Origin of the sequence: Rhodococcus sp. NPDC079359 (genome assembly GCF_040702585.1) — a bacterium.
In the GTDB taxonomy this organism is placed as follows: Bacteria; Actinomycetota; Actinomycetes; order Mycobacteriales; family Mycobacteriaceae; genus Rhodococcoides.
In genome coordinates this window covers 324,200-350,848 of sequence record NZ_JBFBLH010000006.1, presented here as the reverse complement: position 1 = coordinate 350,848, position 26,649 = coordinate 324,200, and the positions used below count along the sequence as shown (strand labels likewise).

Here is a 26,649-nt window from a genome sequence, read left to right as displayed (position 1 = left end):
CGCGCTCACGCGTCTCGGCATCGAACTTCCTTGGTGCACCCATATCTGCATTCTCCTGGTGAGATCACAGTCTCCACCAGTCCCAGGACGGTTCATATCGGCGGTCGTGCGCAAGGCACGGCTATCTCCCGTGCAAGACTGCTTTATGACCGAGGACGAGCCATACCGCATCGTTGCTGCTCACCAGCTTGACCCATCCGGTGCTCAGGGAACGTGGTTCTGGGCATGGGTAGTGGTCGACTGCGTCGATGAAACGGCGATTGGAGTCCTCGTAGTAGACAAGGTAGCGCGTGAGATCGATCTTGACTCGGATGACTTTGTCTTCGAAGACGCCGGAGTCGTTAAGATCATTCACTGTCGCAGAAAACCGCTCGCGAAGGAGCTGATCAGCGAGGGGCAACGGGAACTAGCCGGGCAGCCGACTCCCATCGTCTTGTACAAGCCAGGAGTCGCCACCGAAAAGGGCCTGAATGCCTGTAGCGAGCTTCCGCTGGACCCAAAGATGGAACGCAAGATCAGCTACGCGGCCAATCGGAGAGATTCGGAAGCACCGGATCGAGTCTTGGCCGACGACAAGGCGAAAGCCCTGGGCGAGCTGTACTTGCCTCTCACCGCAACTTTTCTTGGGTTAGCAGCGGTCTCCCCCAAATGAAGCCGCAACCCGCAAGAGCTGTCGAAACGGTGCGTCAGGCTGCTGCGACTACGCTCGCCGCTTCGATCAACGCGTTCGCGTGCTGATCTGCAGCACGGTGAACGAAGTCTTCCTTGATTGCGAAGACCCGCATGATGATCCAACCACCAGCAAAAAACCGAGGACCAAAGCGCCCGGCGGGTGCATGCGCGAGCATCGAAGGCCATCGTTAGAGCACCCCGCACTTCAACAACGCACCAGAAACTAAGATCACCCCATGCCCGCCGGCCGCTTCGCACCCAGTCCCTCCGGCGACTTGCATCTCGGCAATCTACGAACCGCATTGTTGGCCTGGCTCTTCGCCCGCGCCACTGAACGACGTTTCGTCATGCGCGTCGAAGACCTCGATCGCGTGAAACCCGGCTCGGAGCAACGTCAACTGGACGACCTCGCCGCCATCGGACTCGACTGGGACGGGCCGATCATGCGGCAATCCGAGCGTCGGGAAATCTACGACGCCACGATTCGCACGCTCACCGCCGCCGGGATGACGTACGAATGTTTCTGTACGCGTCGGGAAATCCAACAGGCGGCATCCGCACCCCACGCTCCCGACGGCGCATATCCCGGAACCTGTCGAAATCTGACCGCAGACCAAAAAGCAGCGAAGGACCGCCCACCCGCCATTCGATTACGTTCGCAGGTAACCGAATTCACCATCGTCGACCAGCTGCACGGCCTCTACAGGGGCCAGGTGGACGACTTCGTCCTCCGCCGATCCGACGGCGTCCCCGCCTACAACCTCGCCGTCGTCGTCGACGATGGCGCACAGGGCGTCGACCAGATCGTGCGCGGCGACGACCTCCTCACCTCCGCGCCGCGGCAGGGATATCTGGCGCAACTTCTCGGCCTCACCCCCGCGACCTACGTCCATGTGCCTCTCGCTCTGAACATCGAGGGCAAGCGTCTGGCCAAGCGAGACGGCGCGGTGACCCTGCGCGAGCGGCCCGACGCGTGGTCGCTCATCACCGCCTCGCTCGGCATGCCGAATGCGAACGACGCCGAGGAACTGCTCGAACAGTGGAAGCCGACGCTGGTACCGCGCGAACCGTGGGTGTTCGACCCCTCGAATCTCTGACCGTTGTACCGATCGAGATCACGTTGCAATGCGACAGGACCCAACTGCGCACGAATCGGACGTACAGTGGCCGCGACAACTCTTCCCGAGGGAGAAGGACACGATGACCTCAGGCGGTTACGACCCCGACAAGGATCCGCAGAACCCCGGCGGCTATCCCCCGCCGCAGGGCGGCTACCCGCCCCCTCCCCAGGGCAACTACCCACCACCTCAGCAGGGCGGCTATCCACCACCCGGCAACTACCCGCCTCCCCCGCAGGGCAACTACCCGCCCCCGGGCAACTACCCACCGCCCCCGCAGGGCAACTATCCGCCGCCTCCGGCCTTCGGTGAGTCACCGATGCCGACGCAGCTGTCCGTGGGAACGGCCATCGGCTACGGCTTCAACAAGTTCAAGGAAAACGCCCTCGTCTGGATCGGCATCGTCCTCATCGCCGCGATCATCCAGGGCGTTCTGAACTACGTGTTGAGCTCCGACAACTTCGTCCTCAGTTTGTTCTTCAGTGTCATCGTCGGAGTCGCCACGCTCCTCATTCAGGCGGCACTCGTCCGCGGCGCTCTGCACGAGGTGGACGGGATGAAGCCCGCGTTCGGGTCGTTCTTCCAGTTCAACAACGTCTTCGCCATCGTCATCGCCGGCATCCTCGTCGGCATCGCAACCGGCATCGGCTACATCCTGCTGGTCATCCCCGGACTCGTCGTCACGTTCTTCACGTGGTGGACCTTCCAATTCGTCATCGACCGCGGCGACGAGCCGATCCCCGCCATCAAGGCCAGCGCCAAGGCGATCGCGTCGAACGGTGGCACGATCTTCGTGCTCGCGCTCGCCCTGTTCGGCCTGAACGTCCTCGGTGCGATCCTGCTCGTGGTCGGCCTGCTGGTGACCATTCCGATCACGATCATCGCCGGAACCTACGCCTACCGCGTCACGGTGCGCGGACGCGTCGCCTGACCTGAGATCCGCCTCGATGGGCGCGCATCCCTCACCCGGGATTCGCGCCCATCGTCGTCTCGGTGCTTGGATCGAGCAGTGACTACTACCGAACACACCGCCGCCAACGGCGGCACCGAGTCTGGGCAGGCCACGTTCGCTCACATCAGCCGGGGCTACTACCCCACCATCGTCGCGCTTTTCGTCGCGACGCTGCTGATCTCGAACGTGGCCGCCAGCAAAGGTGTCGCCTTCTTCGCCTCGTCCGACGTCATGCTCGGACCACTGCAGATCCTGCCGATCAACACCGACGGCGCATTCTTCCTGTTCCCCCTCGCCTACATCCTCGGCGACGTCCTCAGCGAGGTCTACGGCTTCAAAGCCGCACGCCGCGCGATCTACCTCGGCTTCGGCTCCCTGATCCTCACCTCGGTGTGCTTCTGGATCGCCATCGAACTCCCCGCCGCCTCGTTCTACGAGAACCAAGAGGCCCTCGAAACCGTCGTCGGTGTCGTTCCCCGACTCGTACTCGCCGGTCTCGCCGGCTTTGCCGTCGGCCAGCTGCTCAACTCCTACGTCCTGGTCAAGATCAAGGAACGCACCAAGGAAAAGCACCTGTGGGCGCGCCTGATCGGCTCAACCGTCGTCGGCGAATTCTTCGACACGCTGATCTTCTGCGCCATCGCCGCCGGCGTCATCGGCATCAGCACGTGGACCGACTTCATCAACTACGTCGTCGTCGGATTCCTGTGGAAGACACTCGTCGAGGTCCTCGTCCTCCCCATCACGTACCGCGTCATCTCGTACATCAAGAAGCGGGAACCGTCGTACCAGAGCAGTTAGCTCGCAACCCATTCTCGACTGACCTCGAGGTAGCGCCCTCGCGCTGCCTCGAATGTCGCGACGGCCCGGGTTCCCGGCCAGTCCTCCGGTGTCATGGACGGCGGGAGGCCCGGGTCGACGTAGGGAATGACGCGCCACTCGTCGAGCAGCGTCGCGAACGTGACGAACGCGTCCCGCGGATTCCGAGCCGGGGCGACGGTCTCGTAAGCGGCAAGAAATGCCCGATGCCGATCGGCGATGCCGGCCAGATCCCACCATTGCGCAGCGCTCTCACGCAACGTGGTCGGCGGCGCGACCTCGGAGGCGACGAAAGTCGTCACGTAGGGCGAAAGCTCCAACGCGTCGACAATGGCACCGGCCTCCTCCGCGAGGTAGTCGGGTGCGATCCATAAACCGGGTGAAACTGTGCCGCAGCCAATTCCGGTGAGTCGACGCCTCAGCTGGTGGCGCGCGGCGCGTTGGGTCTCGGGGATGGTGAACGAGATGAGCCGAAACGGGTCGCCGTCGGCCATCCGCCGAAACCCGAAGATCCGACCGTCGCCGCGCGCGAACATGGCGTCGGCCTGCTCGGTGATGCGATAGCCGGTGCGGCCCTCACGATTACTCGATACGACGACGCCCTTCTTCTTCAACCTGGCCACCGCGATGCGCGTGCTCTCCGGCGGCACCCCGAGCGCGTCCATCCAGATGACGACATCGGCGATGGCGAACCACCCTCCGAGCGGGCGAACGTAGGCCCCGAGCACCGTGCGCACGAGTGAGGTGGCGCTTCCCGGACGGGACTCGAAGTCGTCGAGGATCGCCCCGGCAGGATTAGGAGCGGAGTTCGTCACGGATCGCCACGATTCCCAGGTACACCTCTCGATAGGAAGTACTGAGAGGGCTCAATCCCAGGCGAATACCCTGCGGCGCGCGGTAATCCGGGATGACGCCCTTCTCCCACAGGCGAGCGGTGATCGCCTTGAACTCGGGATGGTCGATGGTGACGTGACCGCCGCGTCGATTCGCGTCCTCGGGTGAGGCGATCTCCACCCCGAGCGGTACCAGCATCTCGCGGACCAGTTCGAGGGCGTATTCGGTCAGCGCAACGGACTTCGCGCGTATCGCGTCCATCCCCACCTCGGCGATCATCTCGATGGTGTCCTGCATCGCGATCATTCCGAACACCGACGGCGTGCCACTGATGACGCGTCGAATACCCTGTGCCGGAACGTAACCCTGCGCCATCTCGAACGGATCGGCGCGACCCATCCAGCCCCAGATCGGCTGGACGAAATCGCTCTGAAGATCACTGCGCACGTACGCGAAAGCCGGCGAGCCGGGTCCTCCGTTGAGGTACTTGTACGTGCACCCGACGGCCAGATCCACTCCCCAGGAATCGAGTTCGAGCGGTACCGATCCGACGGAGTGGCACACATCCAGCAGCATCAAAGCTCCGGCAGCATGCGTGATGCGTGTCGCCTCGGCCACGTCGACGAGGAAGCCGGAACGGTAGGCGACGTGAGTGATCACCACCAAGGCGGTGTTCTCCCCCACCACCTCCGCAAGTTGTTCCGGTTCGATACCACCGCGGCGGTCCGTCTCGATCCACCGCAGGGTCATATTCAGCTCTGCTGCAATGCCTTCGAGCAAGTATCGATCGGTCGGGAAGTTATCGCGGTCGATGACGATCTCGGTGCGGCCCGGCCGCATGGCGATCGCAGCCCGCGCCAGTTTGTACAGCAGTACCGTCGTCGAATCGCCGATGGTGGTCTGGCCGGGCGCTGCCCCGAGGGTGGCGTCGGCCAGGGCGTCCCCGATGGTGACGGGGAGATCGAACCACTGCTCGTCCCAGCCACGGATCAGGCGTCCACCCCAGGCCTGCGTCATGAAGGTGTTGATCCGTTCGACGCTGGCCTTGGTGGGCCGGCCCAGCGAGTTACCGTCGAGATACGCGCTGATCGACGGATCGTCACTGCCGAGGAACTTGTCGCGGTAGCTGCGGAGTGGATCCTTCTCGTCGAGTTCGAGTGCGCGTTCCGTCATCGTCCGATGTCCGTTCTCACAGCGAGCAATTCGGGGAAGAAGGTGAGTTCGAGTGCCTTCTGCAGAAATCCGACACCACTCGAGCCTCCGGTCCCGCTCTTCATCCCGATGATACGGAGCACCGTTTGCATGTGCCGGAAGCGCCACAGCTGGAAGTTCTCCTCGAGATCGACGAACTCCTCGAAGGCCTCGTACACCGCCCAATGTTCGGTGTGATTCTCGTAGACGAACTTGATCAGCGGCATCAGGTCCTCGTTGAACGTGTACGCCGCGGTGACGTCACGATCGAGGGCAGATGCCGGCACGTCGTAGCCTTGCCGGGCCAGCGATTGCCAGAAGGCGTCGTACAGGCTCGGCTCGTGCAGCAGCGTCGAAAGCAATTGGTGCGCAGCCGGATCGGAATCGAAGACCGTCAGCATGCCCGCATTCTTGTTTCCCAGCACGAACTCCACGGCCCGGTACTGATACGACTGGAAACCCGACGAGTTGCCGAGGAAGTCGCGGAACTGCGAGTACTCCGTCGGGGTGAGAGTGGCCAGTACCGACCACTGCTCGGTCAACGTCTTCTGGATGTGCTTGACCCGGGCCACACATTTCAGCGCGGTACCGATGTCGTCGGCATCGAGAGCTGCTCGCGCGGCCAGGGTCTCGTGCAGTACCAGCTTGAGCCACAGTTCGGTGGTCTGGTGCTGAATGATGAACAGCAATTCATCGTGATGCTTGGGGGTGCTCACCGGTTTCTGGGCGCTGAGCAACGTGTCGAGGTCCAGGTACGCGCCGTAACTCATACGGTCTCTGAAGTCGGTGACGACGGTCTTCTCTATCGCGCGGGTATTGCCTTCGACGCTCATGGCTGGTCCTCGAGGTGATGGGCTGATCTCGACAGCGTATTACAGAATCGTGCCGCCCGCCAGATCTACGACATACTACGGTTTCACGAATCCCGACCGTCGCCTATCCTCGAAGTACCGACTCGAGTGAGGAATCGCAGTGCGTAGAGCGTCCGGACAGTTGGAGGAGTCGGTCCTCGAGTTGCTCGGCGAGCACACGGAACTCTCGGTGGCCCAGGCCCGCGAGCATCTGGGCTCGAATCTCGCCCACACCACGGTCATGACCGCTCTGGTGCGCCTGCACGGGAAAGGCCTGGTCGATCGCGAGCGGCGCGGGCGATCCTTCGTCTACACCCTCAACGCCCCGGTCGACGAGATCCCGGCTCTTCGGGCTGCGATGCGGATGCGCACCGAACTCGGTGCCAGAGCCGAACGCGCAGACGTACTGGCCAGCTTCGTGGCTGCACTCGACCCCGAGGACGAGGCGACGCTGCGCGAACTGCTGGCCAAGTCGGACGCAGCCGAGCAACACCCATGACCCTGCTCCTGGTCGTGGCCGTCCTGCCGTGGGTGCTGTCACTGCTACTGGGATTCGGAGCCGATCAACTCGATCGTCGACTCAATCCGTCGACCGCCGTCGTCCTGTTGCCCATCCTGTCGATGGTGACCGCATTCTCCGTGGCTGCGTCCATGGCCGCACTCGCTGCGGTACTGCTGGCGTCAGGTGAGATTGCCTGGGTAGCGGTAGGAATCATCATTTCTGCGTGGATGTTCTGGCGCGTGATCGAGGTCGCCCGCCATGTTCGACGCGTCGCCGTCGGTGCGTCGATCGCATCGGAATTCGGTGACGAGGCGCGGGCGACGGGCGGCATCGTCGTGGTCGACTCCGACGTTCCCGACGCCTTTGCCGTCCCCTCCGGCGGAGGGGCCGTCGTGATCACCACCGGCCTCGCGGAGGCTTTGTCGGACAACGAATTACGCGCCGTGGTCGAACACGAGCGTGCGCACCTACGGCATCGCCACAGCGTGTGGATTCAGATGTGTGAGATCGCGGCTCGACTGAATCCGATTCTCCGGCCGGTGCCCTCGAAGGTCCGGCACGCCGCCGAGCGTCAGGCCGACGAGAGCGCAGCGTCTCTCGGGCGTCGAGACACGTTGTCTGCCATCGCCAGAACCGCCCTCCTGCGGAAACAACTCGACCATGGAACCCGCACGCTCGCCAGTACCGGCGGCGACGTCGTTCGCCGCGTGCAGGCCCTCAGCGAACCACCACGGCACCGTCGTGATCGCGGGGTTCTCGCGGCCGGTTTGGTGCTGATCCTCGCCTTCACCGTCATTTCCACGGCACTGTTCGACGTCGTTCAAGATGTGGTGGCCCCCGAAACCGGAGAAGTCGCCACCTCGATCTTTCGCTGATCTCGGTCAGATACCGGCGACGCCCGCCAGTTGGCCGATCGCATAGGTGACGGCCATCGCGATCGCACCACCGATCACGATACGAGTCACCGCCGGCCGACTCGGCGCACCGCCGAGGCGCGCACTGATGGTTCCGGTCAACGCCAGAGCCAGCAACACGACGACAAAGGTGACCGGAATACGTTGCGAAGCAGGCAGAAGCAGGATCGAGAGCAACGGCAAGAGCGCACCGCTGATGAACGACACCGCCGACGATGCGGCCGCTTGCCATGGATTGGTCAATGCGTCGGGGTCGATTCCCAACTCGACGTCCACGTGCGCGGCAAATGGATCGTGTTCGGTGAGTTCGCGCGCGACAGTCTGGGCAGTCTCTGCCGAGAGCCCCTTGGCCTCGTACAGCGCCGCGAGCTCGGCCAATTCTTCCTCGGGCTGCTCGTCCAGCTCTTTGCGTTCCTTGATCAACAGGGATCGCTCGGCGTCACGCTGCGTGCTCACCGAGACGTACTCCCCGAGCGCCATCGACACGGCTCCCGCAACAAGCCCCGCAACGCCTGCAGTGAGCAGCGATCCTTTGTCGGTGGTGGCAGCTGCGACACCGACGACCAGGCCGGCAGTGGAGACGATGCCGTCGTTCGCGCCCAACACGCCTGCCCGCAGCCAGTTCAGCCGACCGGACATATCTGCGTGCGGTTCGTGATCGTGCAGGCTCGGCTCGGGCTCACTCATCGACGGCCGTCACTGATACGTCATCCCATGCGGCGCGCGCGCCGGACTCACCGATTCTGTACACCTGGACGATTGTGGTCGCTCCGACAACCACTGCCAACACCACCACCGTAATCGACTGCCAACGCACGGGGGTATTGCCCCGACGCTCACGCAGATGCACGAACACAAGCGCCGCGGCGACGACGACAAGACCGACGGAGAAGAAGATCATCCAGTCGCCGATCTCGGTGTGCTGTTCGACGGCCGCGGTCTCGGGCACGCGCTCCTCGAGCCACTCACCTGCCTCGGTCGTCAGCGGCGTCAACACCAACGTGAACACCGCCAGTGCTGCGATGAGCCACACGAGACGGCTGCGCACACCGGACCAGATGCTGGCCGCGATGGCGAGCAGCGCGGTCAGCGGTGCCAGCACCACGATGAAGTGAACGAGAAGAATGTGGGCCGGTAGGCCGTTGAAGGTGGACATGCGTTCTCCCGCTTGCTTGGAAAGTCGCGTGCACCTCACGCACAACACATGCTACACGTTGTGTAGTAGTTGCATGGATGGGTCCAGTGCCGCCAGGGATCGCCACGCCGAGTCGGGTTCGGCGACCATCGCATGCACGATCTGCTCGAGATTCCGTCCCAGCGCGACAACGGTGTTCGCGTCGAACAATGTTGTGGGATAGACGATATCGACGTCGATACCGATAGCCTTCCCTTGGTCGTCCCGCCGTTCGGTGACGTGCAGATGCAGGTCGCATTTCGCGATGTCGATCGGTCGGGGCGTGATCTCGACACGCGTGTCCCCCAGGTCGAGCGTTGCGGCGGTGAAGACGTCCAACGACAGCGCAACCTGGAAAATCGGATGCTGCCCGGCCACCGTGTCAGAAGCGAGATCGGCGACGACATCCTCGAACGGCACCGATGCATGATCGAAGGCCCGCAGCTCGCTCCCGCGGGCCGCCTGCACCACGTCCTCGACGGTCGTAGCGGACGCGATGTCCGTCCGAATCGCGACGGTGTTGGTGAAGGTACCGACCAGCTGCTCGAGCCTCGGATCGTCGCGTCCGGCAACCGGGGTCCCGACGACGATATCGGTGGAGTCCGTCACCTCCGCGAGCAGAATCAGCAGTGCTGCGCGAAGCACGGTGAATCGTCCTGTCCCACAACGCTGGGCAAGTTCGGTCATTTTCTCCGTGGCGGGTGCATCGAAGCGAAGCGATGTGCGTGCACCGGAGAAATCCCACTCCTGCGGACGTGGCCGGTCCAACGGCAACTCTGTGCCGCTGGGGACACCCGCGAGTTCCGCACGCCAGAAATCGATGTCGGCCGATACATCCCGATCGACGGCCCAGACACTGTAATCGGCGTACTGCAAAAGCAATTCAGGCCACGACGGTGCACTGCCGGCCATCCTGGCGTGATAAGCCAGTACGAAATCCGACGCCAGCAGCCCGAGCGACCACCCGTCCGCTGCGATGTGGTGAACGGCGCACGCCAGCACGTGGTGATCGGGTGCTAGCGCGAACAGTCGAGCACGGATCGGGAACTCGGTACGCACGTCGAGAGGGTGCTCGAGGGTCTCCGTCACTGATGGTGCATCGAAGTCCAGAACGTCGAGGTTCGGTGCCACCCCAGCAGAATCCTGCTCGATCACCTGAACTGGAATCCCGTCGACATCCGGATAGCGCGTGCGCAACGTGCGGTGTCGCTCGATCAGATCGGTCAACGCCTGCGAGGCTGCCGCTGGATCGAACTCCCCGGTTATCGACACCGTGAACGGCAGATTGGACAGCGGTAGCGCTGCGCTTCGATCGATGTGGCGTTGCTGCGGCGCCAGCGGAATTGCAATCACGCCCTGCGACATACCTTGTTCAGGTCTCGAATTATGTTGTAGCCCAACCAGACGGAGTGCATCGATCCGTGCCGCGCAGGACTGGACGGACGGAGCCGCCGCGAGATCTCGGACACCGATGTCCACCGATGCCTCGGCCCGGATCGATGCGACGACTCTGGTCGCGGCCAGTGAGTCACCACCGAGGTCGAAGAACGATGTGGCGCAGTCGACGTCATCTGTGTCGAGTACACGCGAGAAGGCTGCTGCCACCATCTCCTCGGTTGCACCGGACGGCGCAGTTCGATGCCCGGTCGACACCATGGACAGATCGGGTGACGGCAGCGCTCCACGATCGATCTTCCGGTTGATCGTCAGCGGAATCTCGTCGAGAACCGAGATGGTCGCCGGCAGCATATGGGCAGGCAGACGCCCCACGAGATCGTTGCGGATTCGCGTCGTGTCGACGAGTTCCCTCGGCCGCGTCGCGACAATGTACCCGTCGATACGAAGGTCACCAGTTCGACTGCGGCGCAACGACGACGACGCCGCAGCGACTTCCGGATGCGACCGCAGTGCCGCGTCGACCTCCCCCAGTTCGACGCGATTGCCGCGGATCTTGATCTGGTCGTCGGTACGTCCAAGGAACTCCAATGTCCCATCTCCGCGCAGACGCGCCCGATCTCCACTGCGGAACATCCGAAGGCCGCTGCTGCCGAACGGATTCGCGACGAAGCGAGCTGCTGTTTCTGCGGTGCGCCCGAGATATCCACGCGCAACGCCGCGCGTTTCGATGTAGATTTCACCGACTGCACCCGAGGGAACGGGGCGCAACGCCCGATCGAGAAGGTGAATCACCGCCCCCACCATGGCTCGACCGATTCCGTCCGCGCTGCCCAGGTTCAGTGGCTCGGTCATGGTGACACTGCAGGTCGTCTCGGTGGGCCCGTAGGCATTGAGTAGCCGATGACCCACCGACCATCGGTCGACGGTGTCCTGCGGTGCCGATTCACCGCCGATGATGATGGTCCCGACACGCGACAGGGCTGCGGGATCCAGCGTGGCCAGCGCCGAGGGCGTGATCAGCAGATGTGTGATCGATTGCTGGGCAATCAGTTCCGACAGTTCTGCGCCGCCGTAGCTATCCGGCGGGGCGATCACCACTGCCGCGCCGGCGGTTGCTGCGGCGAGCACTTCGACCACAGCGGTATCGAATCCGGGAGAGGCGAGATGGCAGACGCGCGACTCGGCGTCGAGGTCGTAGCTGCTCCTGATCTGTTGCACCAGAGCGGCTATGCCACCGTGAGTGACGACAACGCCTTTGGGAGTGCCGGTGGAGCCGGAGGTGTAGATGACGTACGCCGCGTGGTGCGGTGTCGTCGGAGCGGGTTCATCACCCGGGCCTCCCTCCGCGAGAACGTCATCGAGGTTCAGCCATTCCACCTCGCCCAGCTCGGCACCTCCGGTGCACAGGCCCAACACCGCTCCGCTGTTTCGCACCACGAACTGCGCTCTCTCGCGTGGGTGATTCGGGTCGACCGGAACGTACACCGCACCCACTCGTGCGATGGCCCAGAACGCGACGACCCCCTCCACGGATCGGCCGAGGCGCACGGCGACCCGGTCCTCGCTACCGATTCCTCGTGTACTCCAGGCGGATGCGAGTGCGGCGACTCTCGTATCCAACTCCGCGTAGGTGACCGACACCTCCGCATCCTGGATCGCAATTCGATTGCCGTGCTGCGTGATTGCCGTCGAGAACACATCGTTCAGAGATCCACGCTCGGTCACGGCCGCGCCCACCGAGGCGGGCGTCGTACACGGTTCGTCAGGCAGGAGCAGGTCGAGTTCTGCTATCGCGGTATCTCCGTAGCCGGATTCGGCGAAACGGTCGAGAAAGTGCAGGAATCGAGCGTGGTGGCGCGCCAGGTCGCTCGGTGCGTAGGCGGCAGGATTGGCCTCGAAGTCGATGCGAGGACGCGCTCCACCTCGCCCGGGGTAGATGTTGACGGCGAGGTCCGACACCGGCCCCGTGGTCAGAATGTTGATCTCACCGTCGAAGTTGCCGATGGCGACGGTGTTCGCGAACATCATCACGTTGATCGTCGGCCCGAAACGCCCTGCGCTCAGCGCATTACCACTCTCGGACAACTGAGGTCTGCTGCGCTGATGGCGGAGCACGGCACCGATCGCCACCTCGGTGGACTTGATCACGTTGTTCACCGTCGCAGATCCGATGCCCGGCAGGCTCAGCGGCACAACGTTCGACAACGAGGACCCGGCCCGGCGCAACATCGCCAACGGCCGCGCTGAGACCGGCAACGACAGATCCACGTTCTCGGTGTCGTTCATCCGCGCCAGGTACGCAGCGAAGGCCGCGATCACCACAGTCGACGTCGCATGACCGGCAGCGGTCGGAGAAACCGATCGATCCTCGCCGACGACGATCGGCACCGATGCAGGCTGAGCGATCCGGCCGAGAGGCTCGGCGTGACCCAGGTCTGCGGACTGCCAGTGGGCCCGATCGCGTCGCGCGCGGGTGGAGGTGCGGTAGCGCTCGTCCTCGGCGACAAGCGCGGTCGGCGTCGTCGGATCGATGGTCGCAGGCTCGACGCCACCAGACGCGGCTGCATACAGGGCCGCCGCCCGCTCGAGCACCTTCATCGAGGCATAACCGTCGAGCGCGATGTGGTGGGCTCGGGTGTACCAGAACACGCGATCGTCCCCGACGCGAAGGACCCGCAACCGGACGAGCTGGCCGTCCATCGGGAAGTGCGTGCGGCAATCGTCGTTCATCCACTGCGTCGCCGTGTCGGCCGGCCGGTCGTGTTCGCGGAAATCGAGGATCTCCACCCTGTCGGTCTCCCGAGGCTCGAACCGTTGCATCGGGGTGCCGTCGATCTCGACGATGCGCATCGTCGACGACGAGAACTCTCGATGCGCCCTGCTACCGCACTCGACCAGCGCGTCGAGGTTCACAGCGCCGATGATGTCGACGTAGTACGCAATGGTGAAGGGCACGTCCGGCATGAACTGTTGGGCAATCCAGATGTCGGCCTGGGACGAACTCACAGGTAAGGCGTCGTCGAACATGGTGGTCCCCCCAGGGCGTGCTGCTACTACACAGTCGGTAGTACCACCGTACGCCCCGGCTGCGCGAGACGGACGCCACCACCGACAACGCGCATCCTCAATAACGCGCCACGGTGGTCCCTACCCTCTGGCAATCAGGTGGTCCCATCAACCTGGCAAGCGACAGCGGGCGCTCAACCTCCCAGTAGAGCCAAGTCCGGCGCTCCCGCATAGATGCCGTCAAGGCTCAGCAACGGCACCTCCTTCGAGATCGCGCATGCTGCAATCCAGCGATCGCCGGTGTGAATCTTGTCGTGCAGCGCATGACCTACATGCCTGCATGCAGCGGTCAAAGACGCGTAAGCATCCACGACTCCAGTGTCGATCGAAATCGTAGGGGCCGAATCGAGCTTTGCCCGGGTGTGAGTCAATTTGCGCTCACCCCAATTGCCCACCATCGCTCCCGCGAGTACCTCTGCCCTCGTCTGGAAGGCAATCACAACCTGAAGTCCAGCCAGTTGTGCACGGAGTTGTTCGACAGGAAGGCCACGATTCGCAGCCTTGACCGGGTCGATGTACAGGATGCTGAATACGTCGGTATCAACGAGAACAGCACCCCGACTCACGGGCCGGGTCATAGACCGATAGCCGCAAAGAACGCGTCAGCTTCATCGTCGCTCACCCCGTCTATCCCCCCGGGCTCGATACCGGATGCAGCAGCCAGGATGTCTTCGAGGGAGACCGGGTCGGGGACACCTGTCTCCGCTATTGCTTCAGGAAGGGCAACCATCCTGGCGTTCAACAGCCTCTTCAACTGTCCGCCCGCGTCGGCTTCCGGGCTACCGGTCACGGTTACGTACCTGCCGAGCAACGGACCGAGTCCCGAGTCGTCGGCCACGTCGGGGAGAGCGACCTGGTTGCCGGCGTCATCCTCCACCTGAAAGCGGTGTGTATGTAGGTTCGCCGAGTACAGGCGTCCGATAAAGGTTCGGAGTTCGGTCGACACGCCAGTTGCGACCTGCCAGGTCTCGGGTCGAAGTGCAGCCGTATCGAATGTCTGCAAGGTCAGTCCATCGGCTTTGAACTCGACCTCCGGAGCAGCACGACGAAGCGCCGATGCCAATTCGCCAGCCGCGCTCGAAAGCGAATCACTCACCCAGTCCGGCCGATGGTCGAGACCGATCGATTCCACCAACTTCTGGAATGTTGCGTCGAAGCCTTCCTCGTCTGCCAGATCGAAATCCAACGCATCCGCACCAGCTCCTGCGCGGCGAACAAGAAGTTTGGTGCTGCCAGGGGTCAACCCGATGACCAGATTGGCAACCCGGTGCACTCGTGAGGGTGCGCGGCCGAGCCGATCGGCATCGGTCTCGCTTCGGCCGATACTCATAGCAACTGCCTTGAGACCCATTACGAGAGCAATCAGGTCGTTGGCATCCAGCTCGCCCTCAGGTGCAGTCACTCCCTTCAGTCGAAACTCGAACTGAGTGGTCACGGCTATCACCTTCTCACTGGGGCGCATTCTGACGTCTTCGTCCATTGTGCGCGATCGACACATATCCCGCGTCGAAGATCATTGCAGTTGCCTCCGACACGTCCATTGCCGCGAGGCCCCGGTGTCCTAAGGTGACACCCGTGCCGCAGAGCAACCACTACCACCACTTGATGTTCGGCCCTGCTGCGATTGCGCGACAGAAGGTCGACGGCAGTTTCACCGCCTACGGATCACAGACCGAGCGACCGGACGACGGCCCGACGCCTCTCGACACTCGCGAGAAGGCCATGATTCGCGCGCTCGATCAGTTCCAGATCGCCACTGTCGCCGAGACCGGGTGGCCCTACATCCAGTACCGAAGTGGCCCGAAGGGCTTTCTGCAGGTCCTCGACGACCACACGTTGGGTTTCGCCGATTTCGCCGGTAACCACCAGTACGTGACGGCGGCCAATCTCGATCACGACGATCGCGTCGCACTGCTTCTCGTGAATTACCCTCTGCGTCAACGCCTCAAGCTCTACGGACGGGCACGTACCGTCGAAGCGGCCGACGACCCCGAGCTACTGGAACGATTGAGAAAGATCGGCGACATGACCGTCGCCGCCACGTGCGAACGTAGCGTCGTCATCGACGTCGAGGCATTCGATTGGAACTGCACTCGCAGCATCATCCCTCGGTACGACGCGGCCTACCTCGGGAGCTGTCCGAGGTCTACCAGCGCAAGGCAGGCGAGCGGGAACAGGAACTGCTACAGCGCATTTCGGAGCTCGAAGATCAGCTCACGCAGTCTTCGACGCATAGAAGCGACCCAGGAACTCCGTCTTGAATTCCGCGAAGCGTCCCTGATCGATGGAGGCGCGAATGTCGTCGACCAGCTTGACCGTGAAGCGCTCGTTGTGGATGGTGCACAGCGTCGAGGCGAGCATCTCCTTGGCCTTGAACAGGTGATGAATGTACGCGCGGGTGTAGTGCGCGCAGGTGTAGCAGTCGCAGTTCTCGTCGATCGGGGTGAAGTCGCGTCGATGCTTGGCGGTGTTGATGTTGAAGCGTCCCGTCGGCACGTAGATCGCCGCATTGCGGGCCACGCGTGACGGATTGACGCAGTCGAACGTGTCGGCACCGTTCTCGATGGCGGTGAAGAAGTCGTCCGGCTCGCTGATGCCGAGCATGTGCCGCGGCTTGTGTTCGGGCAGTTCCTCGTTCACCCACCGGGTGATGGTGCCCAGGTTCTGCTTCTCGAGTGCACCGCCGATGCCGTAGCCGTCGAAGCCGCGCCCTGTCTCTCCGGTGATGGTCTCGAGATCGTGTGCGGCCTTGCGTCGTAGATCCTCGTACTGCGCGCCCTGCACCACCCCGAACAGCGCTTGATACGGCTTGTCGGCGCGCTCGACGGTCAGTCGCTCGTGCTCGAGGACGCATCGCTTCGCCCACGCCTGGGTGCGGTCGACCGACTTCTCCTGGTAGCCGCGGGTATTCATCAGCGTGGTCAGCTCGTCGAACGCGAACATGATGTCTGCTCCGAGGCGATGTTGAATCTGCATCGACACCTCGGGGGTGAATCGGTGCTTGGAGCCGTCGAGGTGAGACTTGAACGTCACCCCGTCGTCGTCGACGTGCGCGAGGCGTTCCTTGCCCTCGGCGATGACGTCGTCGGACTGCACGCGCGTGGCGTCCATCGAGATGACCTTCTTGAACCCGACGCCGAGCGACATCACCTGAAATCCGCCGCTGTCGGTGAACGTCGGCCCGTCCCAGTTCATGAACTTGCCCAGCCCACCCGCCTCGTCGACGATGTCCGAGCCCGGCTGCAGATACAGGTGGTAGGCGTTGGCGAGCACCGCCTGCGCGCCGAGCTCCTTCATCGCCTCCGGCAGCACCGCTTTGACGGTCGCCTTGGTTCCCACCGCGATGAACGCGGGGGTGGCGATGTCGCCGTGCGGGGTGTGGATGGTGCCGGTGCGGCCCAGCTCACCGTCGAGCCGGGTGCCGATATCGAAGCCGAAACTGGAGGAACTCACCGCGTCAGTATGCCGCTGCGCGGCAGTGGTGCGGTTAAGTGCCCTCGGCGGCACCTATTCCTGCCACTGCGGCGCCAGCCGCATTCAGGCGGAAGTAGGCGCCCTTGGCCGCGAGCAGTTCCTCGTGATTGCCCTGCTCGACGATGCTGCCGTTCTCCATCACCACGATGGTGTCCGCGTCGCGGATGGTCGAAAGCCGGTGCGCGATAACGAAGCTGGTGCGATCGGTGCGCAGCTTCGCGGTGGCCTTCTGCACCAGCAGTTCGGTACGGGTGTCGACGGAGCTGGTGGCCTCGTCGAGGATGAGGATCAGCGGCTTGGCCAGGAAAGCGCGGGCGATGGTGATGAGCTGCTTCTCACCGGCGCTGACGTTGTTGCCTTCCTCGTCGATGATCGTGTCGTAGCCGTCGGGCAACGAGTGGACGAAGCGGTCGACGTAGCTCACTCGCGCGGCCTCGAGGATTTCCTCCTCGCTGGCACTCGGGTCGCCGTAGGCGATGTTGTCGCGAATGGTTCCGCCGAACAACCAGGTGTCCTGCAGCACCATTCCGGTGCGAGCGCGTAGTTCCTCGCGGGTCATCTTGCGGGTGTCGACGCCGTCGAGGGTGATTCGGCCGGAATCGATCTCGTAGAACCGCATGATGAGGTTCACCAGGGTGGTCTTGCCCGCGCCGGTCGGTCCGACGATCGCGACCAGATGCCCGGGATCGGCCACCAACGAGAGGTTCTCGATGAGCGGGCGGTCGGGAGAGTAACCGAACGAGACGTCCTCGAATTCGACGCGTCCTCGGCGCTCGGTGGGCCGCACCGCATCGGCCGGGTCGGCGTCTTCTTCCTCGGCGTCGAGGACTTCGAAGATGCGCTCGGCCGACGCGACACCCGACTGCACCAGGTTCACCATCGAACCCACCTGCGTGAGCGGTTGCGTGAACTGACGCGAGTACTGGATGAACGCCTGCACCTCACCGAGCGTGAGTGTGCCCGACGCGACCCGCAGCCCGCCGACCACGGCGATGACCACGTAGTTGATGTTCCCGAGGAACATGATGACGGGCATGATCATGCCGGAGATGAACTGCGCCCGGAAGCTCGACTGGAACAACTTCTCGTTGCGCTCGCCGAACTCGCGTTCCACCTCGGCCTGACGACCGAAGGCCTTGACGATCTCGTGGCCAGTGTACGTCTCTTCGATCTGCGCGTTGAGCTTGCCGGTGTGCTTCCACTGCGCGACGAAGTGCGGTTGTGAACGCTTGGCGATGACGGCGGTCACCGCGAACGACGCCGGAATGGTCAGCACCGCAACGAGAGCCAGCAACGGCGAGATCCAGATCATGACGCCGAGGATGCCCAACACGGTGAGAATGCCGGTGATCAACTGACTGAGCGTCTGCTGCAGGCTCGTGGAGACGTTGTCGATGTCGTTGGTGACGCGGCTCAGTGTCTCGCCGCGAGCGTGGTTGTCGAAGTACTTGAGCGGCAGTCGATGCACCTTCGCTTCGACGCTGCCGCGCAGCAACAGGATTCGACGCTGCAGCGCGATGTTGAGGATGTATCCCTGCGCCCAGGCCAGCACCGCAGAGAGCACATACAGAACCAGGACCCACAACAGCACGGTTCCCACTGCACCGAAGTCGATTCCGGCTCCTGGGGTCAGGTTCGTCCCGGACACCAGATCGGCGACGGAGTCGTTTCCCTCCGCCCGGAGCTGGTCGATGGCTTGATCTCGGGTCAGACCCGGATCGAGCTCGCGACCGACGACGCCGTTGAAGATGAGGTCCGTCGCGTGTCCGAGGACGCTGGGTGCCGCGACGGTCAGCACGGTGCTGGCGATACCGAATGCCAGCATTACCGACAGGAGCAGTCGCTCGGGAGCGAGCAGGCCCACCAGACGCTTGAACGAACCCTTGAAGTTGCGGGCCTTGGTTCCCGGCTTCACAGTCTTGGAGACGGGGGCGATCTCCTCCTCTTCCGTCTTCTCCACCTGCGCGGTCACAGTGCACCCACTGCGTGCTGCGAGTCGACGATCTCGGCGTAGGTGGGGCAATCGGCCATCAATTGGTCGTGGGTACCCACACCTACCGGCTTTCCGTCGTCGAGTACGAGTATCTGATCGGCGTCGATGATGGTCGAGACGCGCTGCGCGACAACGATCATGCAGGCATCTCTCGTCACTGCCTTCAGAGCCCCGCGCAGATTGGCGTCGGTGGTGAGGTCGAGTGCGGAGAACGAGTCGTCGAACAGATAGATGCTGGGTTTGCGCACCAGCGCGCGGGCGATGGCGAGGCGTTGCCGCTGACCGCCGGAGACCGTCGTACCGCCCTGCGCGACGGGAGTGTCCAATCCCTCCGGCATGGCCCGAACGAAGTCGGCTCCCTGGGCGATCTCGAGTGCCTCCCACAGTTCCTCGTCGGTGGCGTCGGATTTGCCGTAGCGCAGGTTGCTCGCGATGGTGCCCGAGAACAGGTACGGCTTCTGCGGGATCAGGCCTATCTCGGAGCGCAGCAGATCCAGATCGAGCTCGCGGATGTCGACTCCGCCGACGCGTACCTCACCGCCGGTGACGTCGATGAGTCGCGGAATCAGGTTGACGAGGGTGGACTTTCCCGAGCCGGTGCCGCCGATGATGGCGGTGACCTTGCCGGCCTCCGCACGCAGGTTCACTCCGCACAACACCGGATATTCGGCACCGGGGAATGAGAATTCGGCGTTCACGAGCTCGACCGTTCCCGGCGAGGACGCGAAAGTCTTGGGCTTGTCCGGCAACACGACCGAGGATTCGGTGGCCAGTACCTCGCTGATGCGGTCGGCACACACCGACGCGCGGGGAACCATCATCGCGATGAAGGAGGCCATCATCACCGACATGAGAATGAGCATGATGTAGCTCAGAAGTGCTGTGAGAGAGCCGATCTGCATCGTGCCGTCGTCGATCGCATGGCCGCCGAACCAGATGACGGCAACGCTGGTGACGTTGCTGATGAGCATGACCGTCGGGAACATCAATGCCATGAGCCGTCCGACGCGCAGGGCGGTATCGGTGAGTGCGGCGTTGGCCGACCCGAAACGGTCGATCTCGAAATCCTCGCGAACGAAGGCTCGCACCACGCGAATTCCGGTGATCTGCTCGCGCAGGACACGATTGACGGCGTCGATGCGCTTCTGCATCGAGCGGAACGCCGGGACCATCTTGACGATGATCAGGCCCATGGAGATCGCGAGCCCCGGCACCGCGATCATCAGGATCCACGACAACCCGAGATCCTCGCGCAGCGACATCACGATGCCGCCGACGCACATGATCGGTGCCATCACCACGATGGTGAACCCCATGACGATCACCAGCTGCACCTGCTGAACATCGTTGGTGTTGCGGGTGATCAGCGACGGCGCTCCGAACTGGCCGACCTCACGGGCGGAGAACGTGCCGACGCGATGCAGGATGGCACCGCGCAGGTCGCGTCCGACACCCATGGCCGCGCGCGCACCGATGAACACCGCGGCCACCGAGCTGATGATCTGTACTGCCGAGACCAGCAACATGACTCCGCCGGCCGAGAGGATGTAGCCGGTGTCGCCGGTGGTGACGCCCTTGTCGATGATGTCGGCGTTGAGACTGGGCAGGAACAGGGCAGCCAGCGTGGCCACGAGTTGCAGCAGAATCAACGCGACGATCGGCATCTTGTACGGAGCCAGATACGTGCGCAGCAGGGGGATCAGCATGATGACCGAAGATTACTCGTACACATGGATAACAGTCTCTCCGTTCGAGTATTACGGGTAATCTTCGGCCTCTCAGCTGCGACGCGAGTACTACGCGCGCTTCTCCGGGGCCGTCTTCAGCTTGGCACCTTCGATGTCGACGTTGGGCAGGATCTTGTCCAGCCACTTCGGCAGCCACCAGGCCTTGTCGCCCATCAGCGCCATCACCGACGGAATCAGCACCATGCGCACGACGAAGGCGTCGAAGAACACGGCTGCGGCAAGAGCGAATCCGATGGACTTGATGAACGAGTCCGGCTCGGCGATGAACGCGGCGAACACCGAGATCATGATGACTGCGGCCGAGGTGACCACGCGAGCGCCGTACTTGAAACCGTTGACGACGGCATCCTTGGCGGCGGCTCCGTGGACGAACTCCTCACGCATCCGCGAGACGAGGAACACCTGGTAATCCATCGCCAGGCCGAACACGACGCCGATGAGGAAGATCGGCATGAAGCTGACGATCGGCTGCGGGTTGGAGATCAGGCCGAGCCCGCCCTCTTGGAAGATGAACACCGTGGCACCGAACGTCGCGAGCACGCTGAGCAGGAAGCCGAGGGTCGCGGTCAACGGCACCAGGATCGAGCGGAACACGAGCATCAGCAGCACGAACGCCAGGCCGACCACCACTGCCAGGTACGGAATCAACGCGTCCTGCAGTCGTTCGGAGACGTCGAGTTCGAGCGCCGTCTGACCGGTGACGCCGTACGAGACGCCGTCGCTGGCCTGCACGCCCGGTTCGGCATTGCGGATATTGGCCACCAGGTCCTTGGTCTGCTCGCTGTTGGGCGAGGAGGACGGGGTGACGAGGATCTGAGCGGTGTCACCGGCCGGGTTGACGGCGATGATCTGCGCGTTGGTGACGTCGGACTGACCGGTGATGGTCTCGACGACCTTGCCGAACGAGGCAGTCCGGTCGGCCTCGGCAACGCCGGATGCGTCGGCGATGACGAGCAACGGTCCGTTGCGTCCCGGCCCGAAGCCCTCGTCGACGATGTCGTAGGCCTGACGTGCGGGCGTCGACGGGTCGGCGGTGGCGGTGGACGGCAGTGCCAACGACAGTCCTGTGGTCGGGCCTGCGATGACACCGAGCAGCACTATGCCGCCGATGAGACCCAGCGCGGGCCTCTTGACCAGGAACCGCGCCCAACGCAGTCCGTTGGTGGCCTTGGCGTTCGGGTCCTCGGGATCGGTGGTGTTGACGAACTTGACCTTGCCCGCGAAGGCTTTGCCCTTGTAGAGACCGAGCATGGCCGGCAGGAACGTCAGTGCGATCAGGACCGCGATGAACACCGCGAATCCGGCTGCCGCACCCATCTGGGACAGGAACGGAATGCCGACGACGCGCAGCGCGACGAGGGCGATGAGTACGGTCGCGCCGGCGAATACGACGGCCGAGCCTGCGGTTCCCACGGACCGTCCGACGGCTTCCTCGCGGTCGTCGGTGAGCGTCAACTCGTGTCGATAGCGGGCGAGAATGAAGAGCGAGTAGTCGATGGCGACGGCCAAGCCGATCATGATGGCCAGAACCGGCGTGAACGACGACAGGTCAGCAAAACCGGACGCCGTGGTGATCGCCAGACTCGAGATGCCAATGCCGACGATGGCCGTGATGAGCGGCAGGCTGGCGGCTGCGGCGGAGCCGAACATGATGAGCAGCACAACGGCGGCGACGGCGAGACCGACGAGTTCGGAGGTTCCACCGGGCGAGACGTTCTCCTGCGCGACGGTGCCGCCGAGCAGAACCGTCAGGCCTGCGTCACGGGCGGGCTGCGCGGCCTCGTCGAGCTGGGTGCGGATCTCATCGGTGACGTCGGCCAGTTCGACGTTGATCGGCACGGTGACCGTGCCGACGTTGCCGTTGGGGCTCAGCGGTGACGTGGCAGCGGCGTCGGCGGCCACCTGATCGGCCGGGGTGCCTGCCTCCGTTGCCGCTTCGGTGTACCGCTCGATGATCGACTGGTTGGCTGCGACCGGATTGGCCAGTGCCGGAGCGCCTTCCGCAGGCTTGGCCGCGTCGATCTTCTCGATTTCGGCGATGCTGGCATCGATGGCCGAGGTGTACTGCGGGGTGTCCAGCGTCTGCCCGTCGGGTGCCTGGAACACGTACTCGGCACTGACCGCGGTGAGCGGATCCTCGGCGTTGCCGAAGCGCTCCTCCTGCAGGTCCAGTGCGGCCTGGGCGGGCGTACCCGGGATGGAGAACGAGTTGACCGTCGGGCCGGACAGCGTCGCTGCGCCCACCCCGGCGAGAACCAGAATCGCCAGCCACAGTCCGAGGACCATGCCCTTGCGTCGGTACGCGAATCTTCCGATTCGGTAGAGATAGGTGGCCACTGTCAAGCTCCTCGGTTGTGTTCGGACGAGTGGGGTTCGGGTAGGCCCGCGCGGAGTTGGTCGAAGGCGTCCTCGATGAGCGCCCTCGGCGTCGATGCGCCTGCGGAGTCGGTGACCCAGATGTTCAGCGCTGCAGTGACGGCACCACCGACGGCCATCTGGAGCAGGTTGGGGTAGAGATCGGTGTCGATATCGGTGCCGGTTCGCTCGGCGATGGCTTCGCCGAGTTTGCGGGTAAGCGATTGGTGCATCTCGAGCTTGCGGGCCATCAGGGCGGGGTTGGCTTCGATCAGCCGCGCTGCCGCAAAGGTGTCGTCCAGATCCCGGCCGGGGTCCGCGACGAGGTCGATTGCGATGTGCCGCAACGAGTCCCAGATCGGTTCGGTCGCCGGCCTGGCGCGCAGGAGCTCGAACCATTCGAGGGCAGACACCTCGATGTGATGGAGAACTGCTTCTTCCTTGTTGGAGAAGTAGTTGTGGAACGTACGGGTGGAGACTCCCGCTTCGTGCGCGATGGCGTCGGCGGTGACCGCGTCGATGCCGTGCTCCTTGCCCAGACGCACGGCGGCCACGCCGAGTGCGTCGCGGGTTGCAGCCTTCTTCAGATCACGAAGGCCCGTCGGAGAAGTCACGACTACCAACCTACGGAACTTGCACTGTTCTGCAAGTTTGCAGTGATGTGCAATTTTGTCGATCGCGCCACACCGAAGTTCGGATGTGACTCACGTCATCGACGAGCCCACGCAGTCGGCTCGCTGATGAGTTCCCCCACGAAGTCCGGCAAGTCGTTCTCGACGATGTCCGCCAGCGAGACCGCCTCGAGCACCGCCCGCAGATTGGCGCGTACGGCAAGCCACACCCGGGTGAGCGGCTCGGCCGGACCGGAGTACTCCGCATCCTCGGGCCGCTGACCGCGCACCGACGCCAGCGGGCCCTCCACGGCCCTCATCACGTCGGCAACAGAAATGTCCGACGCCTCCCGCGCCAGCCAGTAGCCGCCGTCGGGTCCCCGTCTACTGCACACCAGATCTGCTCGACGCAGATCGGAGAGCACCGATTCGAGAAACTTGTGCGGAATTCCCTGCGCCAGGGCCAGCGCCTCGGCCTTCGCGGGTCGCTGCCCACCGACCGCCGCGAGTTCGACGAGCGTCCGAACTGCGTAGTCCGCCTTGGCCGTGATGTGCACGCTCAATTCCTACCATTGCAATAGGGAATTAGCGAGCAGTTGCCGGAATGCCCCGAAGCGTCAGGAACCGTCCGGTATCGCCACGACCACCTCGTTGCGACGCAGCGGCGGCAAGGTCCACGGAGGATCGTAGAACCAGGTCATCGGCTCACCGAGCATCTCGATGTCGTGTGCACGCAGCGCTTCGACCAACGCGGCCATCTGCGGTTCGACGTCGTCCCGGCTGCGACCTCCGCTGAAACGCAGCACGGCCACCGTCTCCGCCGGGACCTCCGTCAACGTCACCCGGTCGTCGTTGGGCGTGGGCAGCGTGTCCATCGTCCACTCGGCCGGCATGAAGAACCGGACGACCCAGCCGTCGTTGCCGGGCGTGCTCGACACGGGGGCAGTCATCGCAATCTTCTTCGAGTCTGCGGGCGACTGACTGACGGGAGCGGTCATGGCAACCTTCTGCTTGCCCCCGTTTCCACCGAATATGTACCGGGCCAGGCGACGGAAACCTTCCTGGCGTGCCTCGTCCTCATCGGCATCGACCGTGGTCTGCGCCGCGATGCGTGGTGAGTAACGACGGATCTCCACCGCATCGGTCAGTCGCCGACTCGTGTGCGGCGGTTCCTCGGTACCGACCCGAATGCCGACGACACTCAACACGGACTCGCCCACCTGCCCGACCGTGGACGCGATTTTCTGAAACATGTCCGACTCCGCTCCCTCGACCGATGCGTGCGCCCTCCACGGTACGAGCCGTAGGAAAGTAGGGCAGGCAGCGTTACACTCAACCTCTTACTGTCACGCGGGAGGTTCGATGAGCGACTGGATCGGTTCGGCGTGGAATGCACTGCCCGAACCGCTGCGCGACCCCGTCGCGCTGGCCATTCCCGCGTTCGCGCTGCTGCTGGCCATCGAGTGGATTGCCGCCGCGAAGCTAGAAGACGGCTCTCGCGGCAGCTACTCCGCCAGGGATGCGCGCGCCAGCCTGAGCATGGGCCTGGTCTCGATCGCGACCACCACGGCGTGGAAGGCGCTCGCCCTCGTCGGCTACACCGCCATCTACGTCTACGTTGCGCCGTGGCATCTCCCGGCCGACGCCTGGTACACGTGGGTGATCCTGATCCTGGGCGTCGACCTGCTGTTCTACGGCTATCACCGCATCGCGCATCGCACCCGACTGATCTGGGCAACGCATCAGGCTCATCATTCGAGCGAGTACTTCAACTTCGCGGCTGCGCTGCGACAGAAATGGAACAACAGCGGCGAGGTCATCATGTGGCTACCGCTCCCGCTGCTGGGAATGCCGCCATGGATGGTGTTCGTCGGCTTCTCGATCAACCTCGTCTACCAATTCTGGGTCCACACCGAGCGCATCGACCGACTGCCGCGTCCGTTCGAGTTCGTCTTCAACACGCCCTCGCATCATCGCGTCCATCACGGCCGCGATCCTCAGTATCTCGACAAGAATTACGGCGGCATCCTCATCGTCTGGGACCGACTGTTCGGCACCTACGCCGAGGAAGTCGAGCGCCCCAACTACGGCCTCACCAAGCCCATCGACACGTTCAACATCTGGACCCTCCAGACACACGAATACCGCAACATCGCACGGGATGTCGCGGCATCGCGGTCATGGAAGGAACGCGTCGGATATCTCGTCGGGCCGCCGGGATGGACGCCTGCGGCCGCGAGAGAACGCGCTACTGCTGACTCAGATTGATCAGGAAGTCGACGGTTCCCGAGCCCTCCACGGTGACGAAGCCGAGCGACGGCGGTTCGATGCCGTAATCGGCCCACGTGGTCGGAATTGCGCCCGACGCGATGAGCGTGTCACCGGACTGCAGCACCTCCATCTGCACCGAGACCGGACGCGTCTGGTCCTTGAGCGTCAATGTGCCCTCGGCGGTGACGGTTTGGGTGGTGCCGTCCTTGGGCAGCGAGGACAGGTCGATCGGCGAGTCGATGTCGAACGTCGCCGTCGGGTAGGCGGCGGTCTCGAAGATGTTGCCGCGGAACTGGCTGTCACGACGATCGCTGTCGGTGGTGATCGAGTTGGTCATCACGACCACCTGTCCCTCGGTGAGGGTGTCGTCGGCGATGACGACGTTGCCCGAGACCTCGGTCGTCGACCCGACCACAGTGACATCGGACCCGTTGAGCAGTTCGTCGACGGTATAGCCCGCGGCGGTGGCGTTGGCAGCGTCACCTGGGGTGACGATCCACCGTCCATCGATGCTCTCGGTGCTGGCGGCCTGCGCGCCCGAGGTGGACACCGATGCTGCCGGTGCGTCGTCTTCCTGGAGCGATGCGTAGATCTTGGGGCCGAAGTACAGCCCGAGCGCCGCCACGACGACAACAACCACTCCGACGATCCACCATTTCTTGGTCATGACTGCCGATGGTAGTTGCAGCTTCAAGCCTATGGGGAG

The 26,649-nt window shown here is 63.7% G+C and carries 23 protein-coding genes and 1 pseudogene; 8 read left to right on the top strand and 16 right to left on the bottom strand.

Annotated features, from left to right (window positions below):
* The 4 genes from AB0362_RS17115 to AB0362_RS17100 all read left to right on the top strand — a co-directional run.
* On the top strand, positions 1–652 hold a 652-nt coding region (locus AB0362_RS17115), incomplete at its 5' end, for a hypothetical protein (RefSeq protein ID WP_366235968.1).
* 256 nt (positions 653–908) lie between these two features.
* A complete protein-coding gene (gene gluQRS / locus AB0362_RS17110) occupies positions 909–1,769 on the top strand; it encodes a tRNA glutamyl-Q(34) synthetase GluQRS (RefSeq protein WP_317549039.1) in 861 nt (286 codons plus the stop codon).
* A gap of 103 nt (positions 1,770–1,872) precedes the next feature.
* Positions 1,873–2,721: a hypothetical protein gene (locus AB0362_RS17105; RefSeq protein WP_317549038.1), complete on the top strand. Its 849-nt coding sequence runs from the start codon at positions 1,873–1,875 to the stop codon at positions 2,719–2,721.
* A gap of 78 nt (positions 2,722–2,799) precedes the next feature.
* Positions 2,800–3,543, top strand: a complete 744-nt coding sequence (locus tag AB0362_RS17100; RefSeq protein WP_068054742.1) for a queuosine precursor transporter — start codon at positions 2,800–2,802, stop codon at positions 3,541–3,543.
* Here AB0362_RS17100 and AB0362_RS17095 read toward each other — a convergent pair.
* The 3 genes from AB0362_RS17095 to AB0362_RS17085 are packed head-to-tail and all read right to left on the bottom strand — an operon-like array spanning position 3,540 to position 6,419.
* On the bottom strand, positions 3,540–4,376 hold the full coding sequence (locus tag AB0362_RS17095; RefSeq protein WP_317549037.1) for a PaaX family transcriptional regulator C-terminal domain-containing protein: 837 nt from the start codon (positions 4,374–4,376) through the stop codon (positions 3,540–3,542). The two genes, AB0362_RS17100 and AB0362_RS17095, sit on opposite strands and share 4 nt — an antisense overlap.
* Positions 4,357–5,568 (bottom strand): kynureninase, encoded by a 1,212-nt coding sequence (kynU, locus tag AB0362_RS17090; protein ID WP_317549036.1) that lies wholly within the window; start codon positions 5,566–5,568, stop codon positions 4,357–4,359. Before kynU ends, AB0362_RS17095 begins: the two co-directional genes overlap by 20 nt.
* The gene (locus AB0362_RS17085) at positions 5,565–6,419 is read right to left on the bottom strand and encodes a tryptophan 2,3-dioxygenase family protein (RefSeq protein ID WP_317549035.1); all 855 of its coding nucleotides are present in this window, start codon (positions 6,417–6,419) and stop codon (positions 5,565–5,567) included. The genes kynU and AB0362_RS17085 overlap by 4 nt, the downstream gene beginning before the upstream one ends.
* 139 nt (positions 6,420–6,558) lie before the next feature.
* Between AB0362_RS17085 and AB0362_RS17080 the strand changes: the two genes are divergently transcribed.
* Both AB0362_RS17080 and AB0362_RS17075 read left to right on the top strand, forming a co-directional pair.
* Entirely contained in the window at positions 6,559–6,936 is a 378-nt protein-coding gene (locus tag AB0362_RS17080; RefSeq protein ID WP_317549034.1) for a BlaI/MecI/CopY family transcriptional regulator, read from the top strand.
* On the top strand, positions 6,933–7,814 hold the full coding sequence (locus AB0362_RS17075; RefSeq protein ID WP_317549033.1) for a M56 family metallopeptidase: 882 nt from the start codon (positions 6,933–6,935) through the stop codon (positions 7,812–7,814). The genes AB0362_RS17080 and AB0362_RS17075 overlap by 4 nt, the downstream gene beginning before the upstream one ends.
* Positions 7,815–7,820: 6 nt before the next feature.
* On the opposite strand, the gene AB0362_RS17070 is transcribed toward AB0362_RS17075, so the two are convergent.
* The 5 genes from AB0362_RS17070 to AB0362_RS17050 all read right to left on the bottom strand — a co-directional run bounded on the left by AB0362_RS17070 (position 7,821) and on the right by AB0362_RS17050 (position 14,926).
* Positions 7,821–8,540, bottom strand: coding sequence for a VIT family protein (locus AB0362_RS17070; protein ID WP_068054727.1), 720 nt, complete (start codon positions 8,538–8,540; stop codon positions 7,821–7,823).
* Positions 8,533–9,009 carry a DUF2231 domain-containing protein gene (locus tag AB0362_RS17065; RefSeq protein ID WP_149407228.1) on the bottom strand — a complete coding sequence of 159 codons (477 nt, stop codon included), beginning with the start codon at positions 9,007–9,009 and terminating at the stop codon, positions 8,533–8,535. The genes AB0362_RS17070 and AB0362_RS17065 overlap by 8 nt, the downstream gene beginning before the upstream one ends.
* A 51-nt stretch (positions 9,010–9,060) precedes the next feature.
* Positions 9,061–13,431 carry an amino acid adenylation domain-containing protein gene (locus AB0362_RS17060; RefSeq protein WP_317549032.1) on the bottom strand — a complete coding sequence of 1,457 codons (4,371 nt, stop codon included), beginning with the start codon at positions 13,429–13,431 and terminating at the stop codon, positions 9,061–9,063.
* 194 nt (positions 13,432–13,625) lie between these two features.
* Positions 13,626–14,057, bottom strand: a complete 432-nt coding sequence (locus AB0362_RS17055) for a PIN domain-containing protein (RefSeq protein WP_317549031.1) — start codon at positions 14,055–14,057, stop codon at positions 13,626–13,628.
* An 8-nt stretch (positions 14,058–14,065) separates the two neighbouring features.
* Positions 14,066–14,926, bottom strand: coding sequence for a hypothetical protein (locus AB0362_RS17050; protein ID WP_317549030.1), 861 nt, complete (start codon positions 14,924–14,926; stop codon positions 14,066–14,068).
* Positions 14,927–15,096: 170 nt separating this feature from the next.
* Here AB0362_RS17050 and AB0362_RS17045 point away from each other — a divergent pair.
* Positions 15,097–15,414: pseudogene (locus AB0362_RS17045) on the top strand (pyridoxamine 5'-phosphate oxidase family protein); the annotation flags it as partial.
* Between the two features lie 291 nt (positions 15,415–15,705).
* Here the strand turns inward: AB0362_RS17045 and tgt are convergent.
* The 7 genes from tgt to AB0362_RS17010 all read right to left on the bottom strand — a co-directional run bounded on the left by tgt (position 15,706) and on the right by AB0362_RS17010 (position 24,925).
* On the bottom strand, positions 15,706–16,944 hold the full coding sequence (gene tgt, locus AB0362_RS17040) for a tRNA guanosine(34) transglycosylase Tgt (protein ID WP_094668999.1): 1,239 nt from the start codon (positions 16,942–16,944) through the stop codon (positions 15,706–15,708).
* A gap of 34 nt (positions 16,945–16,978) precedes the next feature.
* Positions 16,979–18,925 carry an ABC transporter ATP-binding protein gene (locus AB0362_RS17035; protein ID WP_317549082.1) on the bottom strand — a complete coding sequence of 649 codons (1,947 nt, stop codon included), beginning with the start codon at positions 18,923–18,925 and terminating at the stop codon, positions 16,979–16,981.
* Positions 18,926–18,933: 8 nt separating this feature from the next.
* Positions 18,934–20,664, bottom strand: a complete 1,731-nt coding sequence (locus tag AB0362_RS17030; RefSeq protein WP_317533799.1) for an ABC transporter ATP-binding protein — start codon at positions 20,662–20,664, stop codon at positions 18,934–18,936.
* 90 nt (positions 20,665–20,754) lie between these two features.
* On the bottom strand, positions 20,755–23,043 hold the full coding sequence (locus AB0362_RS17025; RefSeq protein WP_317533800.1) for an MMPL family transporter: 2,289 nt from the start codon (positions 23,041–23,043) through the stop codon (positions 20,755–20,757).
* A gap of 2 nt (positions 23,044–23,045) precedes the next feature.
* Entirely contained in the window at positions 23,046–23,684 is a 639-nt protein-coding gene (locus AB0362_RS17020; RefSeq protein WP_317549028.1) for a TetR family transcriptional regulator, read from the bottom strand.
* Positions 23,685–23,770: 86 nt separating this feature from the next.
* Positions 23,771–24,229 carry an Rrf2 family transcriptional regulator gene (locus tag AB0362_RS17015; RefSeq protein WP_300519677.1) on the bottom strand — a complete coding sequence of 153 codons (459 nt, stop codon included), beginning with the start codon at positions 24,227–24,229 and terminating at the stop codon, positions 23,771–23,773.
* Between the two features lie 60 nt (positions 24,230–24,289).
* A complete protein-coding gene (locus AB0362_RS17010) occupies positions 24,290–24,925 on the bottom strand; it encodes a heme-binding protein (RefSeq protein ID WP_317549027.1) in 636 nt (211 codons plus the stop codon).
* Positions 24,926–25,034: 109 nt separating this feature from the next.
* On the opposite strand from AB0362_RS17010, the gene AB0362_RS17005 reads away from it, so the two are divergent.
* The gene (locus AB0362_RS17005) at positions 25,035–25,940 is read left to right on the top strand and encodes a sterol desaturase family protein (RefSeq protein ID WP_317549026.1); all 906 of its coding nucleotides are present in this window, start codon (positions 25,035–25,037) and stop codon (positions 25,938–25,940) included.
* On the opposite strand, the gene AB0362_RS17000 is transcribed toward AB0362_RS17005, so the two are convergent.
* Positions 25,921–26,610: a YceI family protein gene (locus AB0362_RS17000; protein WP_300519657.1), complete on the bottom strand. Its 690-nt coding sequence runs from the start codon at positions 26,608–26,610 to the stop codon at positions 25,921–25,923. The genes AB0362_RS17005 and AB0362_RS17000 overlap by 20 nt on opposite strands.
* Positions 26,611–26,649: the final 39 nt, after the last annotated feature.